Origin of the sequence: uncultured Ruthenibacterium sp. (genome assembly GCF_963558415.1) — a bacterium.
GTDB lineage: Bacteria > Bacillota > Clostridia > Oscillospirales > Ruminococcaceae > Ruthenibacterium.
This window is the reverse complement of the sequence record NZ_CAUWGY010000104.1, coordinates 1-7,302: the sequence shown is the minus strand read 5'-3', so window position 1 is coordinate 7,302 and position 7,302 is coordinate 1. Positions and strand designations below refer to the sequence as shown.

General features: G+C 49.4%; 5 protein-coding genes. All 5 read right to left on the bottom strand.

Annotated elements, in window-relative coordinates; all coding sequences use genetic code 11:
- Positions 1 to 620: signaling recognition particle receptor family protein (locus AB5H98_RS12180; RefSeq protein ID WP_367926166.1), on the bottom strand; the 620-nt coding region annotated here is incomplete at its 3' end.
- A 30-nt stretch (positions 621 to 650) separates the two neighbouring features.
- A complete protein-coding gene (smc, locus tag AB5H98_RS12175) occupies positions 651 to 4,211 on the bottom strand; it encodes a chromosome segregation protein SMC (RefSeq protein WP_367926165.1) in 3,561 nt (1,186 codons plus the stop codon).
- Positions 4,212 to 4,239: 28 nt separating this feature from the next.
- Positions 4,240 to 4,914: a ribonuclease III gene (gene rnc / locus AB5H98_RS12170; protein ID WP_367926164.1), complete on the bottom strand. Its 675-nt coding sequence runs from the start codon at positions 4,912 to 4,914 to the stop codon at positions 4,240 to 4,242.
- A gap of 3 nt (positions 4,915 to 4,917) precedes the next feature.
- Complete coding sequence (gene plsX / locus AB5H98_RS12165) at positions 4,918 to 5,931, bottom strand: phosphate acyltransferase PlsX (RefSeq protein WP_367926163.1); 1,014 nt, start codon at positions 5,929 to 5,931, stop codon at positions 4,918 to 4,920.
- 101 nt (positions 5,932 to 6,032) lie between these two features.
- Positions 6,033 to 7,302, bottom strand: a 1,270-nt coding sequence (trmFO, locus tag AB5H98_RS12160; RefSeq protein WP_367926162.1) for a methylenetetrahydrofolate--tRNA-(uracil(54)-C(5))-methyltransferase (FADH(2)-oxidizing) TrmFO, incomplete at its 5' end; no start/stop codon positions are given.

The window sequence follows — 7,302 nt, the reverse complement described above, 5'->3', positions numbered from 1 at the left end:
CTGATTTTAGATAGTTCCGCCATCAAATTTTTCTTGTTATGAAGCCGCCCTGCCGTATCACAAATGACAATGTCGATTTTCTTTGCCGCAGCAGACTGCACCGCATCAAAAACAACCGCCGCTGGATCTGCTCCCTCATTGTGACGCACCATCGGGACACCGGCCCGTTCGGCCCAAACGCCTAGCTGTTCAGCGGCCGCAGCACGGAAGGTATCTCCTGCCGCCAGCAGGACGCTTTTGCCCTGTTCCCGATAGAGATGCGCAAGTTTTGCAATAGACGTAGTTTTTCCAACTCCATTGACGCCAATTACCAATATCACCGCTGGTTTTCCGGACAAGTCCATCTCTGCATCCGCGGCCAACATGTCACGGATCAGTTCTTTCAACGCCGCCAAAGCCTGTTCGCCTGTTTTTAAATGCTCGCTGCGCACCTTTTTGCGAAGACGCTCCACGAGGTCCATAGCCACATCTACGCCCGTGTCCGCTAAAATCAACTGCTCTTCCAGATCATCGTACATATCTTCAGTGATCTCACTGGCTGTAACCATACTGCCAATGGTCTCAAAAATCGAATCTCTGGTTTTTTTCAGGCTGGCGCCCAATTTATCAAAAAAGCCCATGTTTTACACTCCATTCTTGTGAAAATTCATTCAGGAGACCAAGCTCGCATCCACATTTTTCACATCGAGGCGTAATATTTTAGATACTCCGTCCTCCTGCATGGTCACGCCATATAAAACGTCTGCCTCTTCCATAGTACCACGTCGATGCGTGATTACAATGAACTGTGTCTCATCGCAAATACGACGTAAATATTGTGCGTAACGTGTGACATTCACATCATCCAGTGCTGCTTCAATCTCATCTAGCACACAGAAAGGAGCCGGATTAACCGCCAAAATCGCAAAATAAATGGAAATCGCCACCAGTGCCTGTTCGCCGCCGGACAATGCAGACAAATTTTTAATGATTTTACCCGGCGGAGAGACCTCAATACCGATTCCGCTCTCCAGCACGTCTGCCTCATCTTCTAGATATAGCCGCGCTGTACCGCCGCCAAACAATTCCGTAAAAATACGCGCAAAATTTCGATTGATCAATGCAAAGCTTTCGCTAAACATCACGCGCATCTCCTCCGAAAGGCCTGTGATCATGCGCAAAAGTTCCGCCTTGCTTTTCTCTACATCTGCCACCTGGTCACGCAAAAACTCATAGCGTTTGCTGACTTCTGCATATTCATCAATCGCTCCCACGTTTACGTTTCCGAGTGCACGAATTTTGCCACGCACTTCTGTTACGTTACGTCGAAGTTCTGTAATACTCTCAAACGGCACACACAGCGCCTGTGCCTCAGAAAGGCCCAACTCGTATTCATCCCAGAGCTTGGACACCGTCTGCTCGTATTCTGAATCCTTTGCTTCTTTCTGTTCCGTCAGTCGAGCAGTTTCCCGGCCCAATGCTTCTCTTTCGTCGGTCAACTTGCGCAGCCGAGTGCTCTGCTGAGTAATTTCGCCTTCTTTTTCAATACGCTGTTGGGACGCACTTTGAATGGCCTTCTCAAATTCAGCAATTTGTTCACGGCTTTGCGCTACTTCCTGCTTCATGGCGCTCATTTGCTCTTCCCGCTGCAAATTCTGGGCTTGCAAAAGCGAAATGTTCTCTCGGAGCTGACGCACACGCTCTTCGCTTTCACCCGTGCGACTCTCCAGATTACTCATTGCAGTTTGATGGCTTTCCACATCTTTTTCGGTAGCCAATTTTTTTAATTTGATTTCAGACAATTCATCCGATAGCCTGGAACGCGTATTCAAAAAAGAATCGTCCGACCCTGCAATGGTTTCCAGTTCCGCCTCAAGATGTTTTGTATCCTCATGCAACTGCATGAGTTTTTCTGAGGCATCCATTTCTTGCTGCTTACTTTGGGCAATCTGACTTTCCAATTTTTCGCATTCAGCATTCAACAGTTCTGCTGCGGCTTCGGCTTGTGAAAGCGCCGTTGCAATTCGATTGCTTTCCACTTCACCGCGAATCTTGTCACCGCTTACCGTAATTGCTTCGCTCTCCGTGGCGTTCAATTCAGCAGATAACTTGTCCACTTCAGCCTTTGCCGCATCCGTGCGCTCCTGTGCCGTATCCCGTTTCTTTTCCATCTCGGCCAGCCGTTGTTTTAAATCCGCGATTTCCTGTTTCCGGCTAAACAGGCCCGCCGAACGCGATACGCTGCCGCCGGTAAAGGAGCCGCCCGCATTGATCACCTGACCGTCTGCAGTCACAATTCGGTTCCGGTAATCCAAGCTTCGCGCTACGCGCGATGCCTCATTGATGTCATCCACCACCACAATACGTCCTAATAGGTTGGATACCACATTTTCATAGCGGCTATCGTACTCCACTAGACTGCTGGCTTTTACTGCACTTCCGCTTAACTTGGAAGCATCAAAATGCGAAGGACGCATGGTATCCAGAGGAAGGAAAGTAGCTCTGCCGGCTTTTTCTTCTCTCAGAAACGCCATCGCCGCTTTTGCCGCAGATTCATTTTCTACTACAATGTTCTGCAAAGCAAATCCCAACGCCGTTTCGATTGCTACCTCGTAGCCGGATTTCACCGTTAAGATGCTGGAAACCGGACCGATAATTCCGCGTAGGCGGCGATGCTCCGACGCCCGCATAACCGTTTTTACACTGCTTTGGTAACCGTCCATGTTCCGCTCTAAATCGCGCAGCAGAGTAATGCGCTGAGAAGCGTTCTCAATATCGCGTCCCAGTTTTTGCTCAGCATCATCCGCTTCCTGAAGAGCCCTTTTGCGGCTGTCCAACTTCATTGTTAAGCCGCCTTTAATATTCTCCAGACGAGTCAATTTTTCCAACGCGTCTTTCAGGAACGCTTCGGTCTCCTCTTTCTCTTGCCGCAAATCGGACAGATATTTTTGATTATCTGCTTGCTCCTGACGTGCATGCTCCAAACGGGTCTGTGCGGCCTCTCGGGCAGAGCTGGCTCCAGCCTGCACGACTTTCAGATCTGTAATGCGCGCAGCCATATCTGCCAGCTTTGCTTCCACTGCACCGCGCCGTTCGCCGCTGGCCGCGCTTTTGCTTTGCAAATCCGTCAAAAGCGCCTCCAACTCACCGGCTCTTTGGGTGAGTGCACTCAATTCCGTCATGCATGCATCAATGGCAGTCTGGTGCTGAGCCCTTTCTCTTTCAATGGCTTCGCGTCCCATTCCGCTTTGCTCGATTTCCTGTTCCATTTGAGCGATGGTCGCCTGATTGTGTTCGATGTCATTGCGCAATACTGCCAAAGAGGCGTCCGAACCAGAAATGCGTTCTGTAATTGCCCGAATCTCGCCATTGCATCGGTCTATTTCTCGAATCAATCGCTCAGACTGTGCCCGAATTTCTTCTGTCTCGGCATCAATGGCTTCCATGTCTCTCGTCGCCCGCTCGTAATCCGCATTGGCAATCTCAATTTTGCGCTGTACCTCCCGTACGGTATCCCGCGCCTTTTGGACTGTGTCCACCCATAGAGTGACCTCAAGTCCCTTTCGCTTTTCTGCCAATTCCAAGTAGCGCTTTGCCTTGTCGGCTTCTTTCTCTAAGGGGCCTACACGACTTTCCAGTTCTCCTAAGATATCTCGCAAGCGCACCAAATTGTCCTCGGCAGAAGAAAGCCGTCGCTCAGCTTCATTTTTCCGATAGCGATATTTGGCAATTCCCGACGCCTCTTCAAAAATCTCTCTGCGTTCATTGGATTTTGCGCCCACGATTTCCGCAATCCGACCTTGTCCGATGATAGAATATCCATCCCGTCCAAGGCCCGTGTCTAAAAACATTTCATAAATATCTTTCAGCCGAACATTTTGCCCATTCACCGAATATTCGCTGTCGCCGGAGCGGTAATATTTGCGTCCTATCACGACTTCGTCCGAGTCTACCTCAATGCGCCGATCCGTATTATCAATATAAAGATTGACACTGGCAAACCCCATCGCACTGCGCGACTGCGTTCCGCCGAAAATAACATTTTCCATTTTTCCGCCACCGCGAAGCTGTTTGGCACTGGTTTCGCCCAACACCCAACGGATGGCATCTGATATATTACTTTTTCCAGAACCGTTCGGTCCCACCACCGCAGTAATTCCACGATCAATGGTAATTTTCGTCCGGTCCGGAAAGGACTTGAATCCATGAATCTCAAGTGCTTTTAAAAACATAGCTTCCCCTTTCGGAACCAAAGCATTCTCAATATCCCATCAAAGACAATGCCTCTTTCGCAGCAGCCTGTTCTGCCTGCTTTTTGGAATGACCTTCACCGTGTCCGACGGCATTGGAATTCAAATAGACATCTACTTCGAAATGTTTGTCATGATCGGGTCCAGACTCTCCCACAACTACATAACGAAGCCTTTCTTCCGGATTTTGCTGTACGATTTCCTGCAGGCGAGTTTTGTAGTCTTCCTCTGCGGCTTCATCCGTCAACGCTCGTGTGACAAACGGCAAAATAAATTGACGCGCTACTTCAATGCCACCATCCAAATATAATGCGGCAATTACCGCTTCAAACGCATCGGAAACCACACTCGGCCGGTGCCGGCCGCCTCCCATTTCCTCTCCTTTTCCAAGGCGAAGATAACTACCCAAGTCAATTTGCTGGGCGAATTCAAACAAAGCCGCTTCACACACCAAACTGGCGCGCATACGGGTCAGTTCTCCTTCGGGCATATCCTTATGAGTGAACAAATAATCCGCCACCACAATTGACAAAACCGAATCGCCTAAAAACTCAAGACGCTCGTTGTGTTTTGTTCCGTGACGTGCTTCGTTGGCAAAAGAGGTATGTGTCAGCGCAGTCTGAAGTAAATACGGATCCTTAAAAGTGTATCTCAGGGTTTTCTCCAGTTCTTTTAAATCCTTCATGGCTTAGCCCTCCGCTTCGTCGGATAAGGTCTGTGCCAATTTATCTGCCATAGTCCGCACTACATTCCCCTCTACACATGCCTTGGCTTGTCGAATAGCATTTTTAAACGCCTTTGCATTAGAGGAACCGTGTGCTTTAATCACCGGATGCTGCACGCCCATCATCAATGCGCCACCATACTCGTCAGCGTCCAGTTTCTTTTTAAAATCTTTCATGCCGCTCTTTACCGCCAGAAAAGCCAGTTTCGTCCAGATATTTTTCAAAAACACGCCCTTAATCTGGCCGACCAGCATTTTAGCAAGTCCTTCTGTAAGCTTCAGGATTACGTTTCCCGTAAATCCGTCACAAACCACTACGTCTACGTCTCCCTGAGGAATATCCTTCGGCTCCACATTTCCCGCAAAGTGAATGTTCTTATTTTCTTTCAGCAAAGCGTGCGCCGCAACATAATTTGGCGTTCCCTTTGTCTCTTCTGCGCCGTTGTTCACCAGTGCTACCTTGGGATCTCGCACACCCAATACCTTTTCCATATACACGCTTCCCATCGTGGCAAACGCGTCTAACATCTCCGGACGGCATTCTACATTGGCCCCTGAGTCCAAAAGGAGAAACGGATGGTTGGCTCCTGGAATTACCGTTCCGATAGCGGGACGCTTAACCCCTTTCAGTCGCTTCACAATCAAAGTAGCTCCTGCCAGCAATGCTCCCGTTGAACCGGCAGATACAAATGCATCTCCTTTTCCCTCCGCCAGCATCCGAAGGCCTACTACCATAGAAGAATCCTTTTTATGGCGGATTGCAGCCGTCGGCTCGTCACACATAGATATTTCTTCCGTGGCATTGACCACCGTGATATCACTCAAATCCAAATTGTTGTCACGTACGGCCTTCTCAATTTTCTGTGCGTTTCCCACAGCAATGATAGACACACCATATTCACGAACCGCTTGCGCTGCTCCTTTTAGGATCTCTACGGGTGCGTTGTCGCCACCCATCGCATCGATAATGATTGTCATAATTGGTTTCCTCTCTTCCATTTTAATCTTGGAACAAAGAAAAATGGTGACGTCCCGCAAGGCGTTACACCGCGAGGCGCCGCCATTCTTCTTTTTTCCATTCATCCAAACGATTCTTGCATGGCCTTCATGGCTCTTTGCGCAAGAGCTTCATAACGTTTGCGCTTATCACGCACACGCTCTTCCAATGGCGGAAGAAGGCCCATATTCGCACCCATTGGTTGGAAATCCCGCGTAGGAGTGGCAATATACCGCAGCAAAGAACCACACATGGTTTCTTCAGGATAGCTCGGAATGGGAGCTTTCATCAGCCGAGCTTCCACCGCACGTGCAGCCAAAAGCCCGCTCGCCATACTCTCTACATATCCCTCAAAACCTGTGATTTGACCCGCAAAAAACACATTTGGATAGGCCCGCAGCGCAAGATCCGGTCCCAAAAGGATCGGACTGTTCAAAAACGTATTTCTGTGCATTACTCCATACCGTACAAATTCGGCATTCTCCAAACCAGGAATCATGCGAAATACGCGCTGCTGTTCACCAAATTTCAAATTGGTTTGAAATCCCACCAAATTATACATGCTACGTTCTGTATTTTCTGCACGAAGCTGCACATTGGCCCACGGCCGATGACCAGTGTGCGGGTCAATCAAACCCACCGGGCGGAGCGGACCATACCGCATGGTGTCGGCTCCACGGCCCGCCATCACCTCTATGGGCATACAGCCTTCATAGACTGTCAAATCCCCATCGAACGAATGCAGTTCCGCTCGCTCGGCATGCTGCAGAGCTTCATGGAAAGCCTCGTATCCCGCTTTGTCAAACGGGCAATTGAGATAATCCGCCTCTCCTCGTCCATATCTGGATGCTGCAAAGATTCGGTCCATATTGAGACTTTCTGCCGTTACAATTGGAGCCGCAGCATCGTAAAAAGACAGCTCCTGTCCTCCGGTCAGCCTGGCGATATCTTTTGCCAAGTCTCCTTCTGTGAGAGGCCCTGTAGCCACAATTGTAAGCGTATCAGGACGTGTCTCTCCCACAAACCGAACTTCTTCATACCGAATTTCTATCCCCGGTGTAGACTTAACCAGATCTGTAACCGTCCGACTGAATGCTTCTCTGTCTACTGCTAGCGCTCCGCCAGCCGCAACACGGCACTGATGTGCTGCTTGCAGCAGGCTGTCTCCCAATAGCTTCATCTCTTCTTTTAAAAGTCCTGAAGCAGAGTCCAGCCGATCCGCTTTCAGAGAATTGGAACATACCAGTTCTGCAAACCCACTGTTTTTGTGCGCCGGTGAAAACTTATGCGGCTTCTGTTCATATAACTCCACCGCGTATCCTTTTTTCGCAAGATAGAGCGCGGCCTCACAG